This window comes from Nocardiopsis sediminis (genome assembly GCF_042650565.1).
In the GTDB taxonomy this organism is placed as follows: domain Bacteria; phylum Actinomycetota; class Actinomycetes; order Streptosporangiales; family Streptosporangiaceae; genus Nocardiopsis_B; species Nocardiopsis_B sediminis.
In genome coordinates, this window is record NZ_JBHSBH010000030.1 from 1 (window position 1) to 682 (window position 682).

General features: G+C 66.4%; 1 protein-coding gene. It reads right to left on the bottom strand.

The window, feature by feature from the left end:
- On the bottom strand, window positions 1-662 hold a 662-nt coding region (locus ACFOVU_RS29350; protein WP_378538759.1), incomplete at its 3' end, for a Clp protease N-terminal domain-containing protein.
- Between the last annotated feature and the right edge of the window lie 20 nt (window positions 663-682).

Here is a 682-nt window from a genome sequence, read left to right on the forward strand (position 1 = left end):
GCGGTCTTGCCCACCCCGGGTTCACCGATCAGCACCGGGTTGTTCTTGGTCCGCCGGGAGAGGACCTGCATGACGCGTTCGATCTCCTTGTCCCGGCCGATCACCGGGTCCAGCTTCGACTCCCGCGCCGCCTGGGTCAGGTTGCGCCCGAACTGGTCCAAAACCAGGGAGGTGGACGGCGCCTGCTCACCCGAACCCGTGGCACCGGCCTGGGGCTCCTTGCCCTGGTAGCCGTGCAGGAGCTGGATGACCTGCTGGCGCACCCGGTTCAGATCCGCCCCCAGCTTCACCAGAACCTGCGCCGCCACCCCCTCACCCTCACGGATCAACCCCAGCAGGATGTGCTCGGTGCCGATGTAGTTGTGGCCCAGCTGCAACGCCTCACGCAGCGACAGCTCCAGAACCTTCTTGGCGCGCGGCGTGAACGGGATATGGCCCGAGGGAGCCTGCTGGCCCTGCCCGATGATCTCCTCGACCTGCTGGCGCACCGCCTCCAGGCTGATACCCAGCGACTCCAGCGCCTTGGCCGCCACACCCTCCCCCTCATGGATCAACCCCAGAAGGATGTGCTCGGTCCCGATGTAGTTGTGGTTGAGCATCCTGGCCTCTTCCTGCGCCAGGACAACCACGCGCCGCGCGCGATCGGTGAACCTCTCGAACATGACTCGTCGCTCCTCACAGA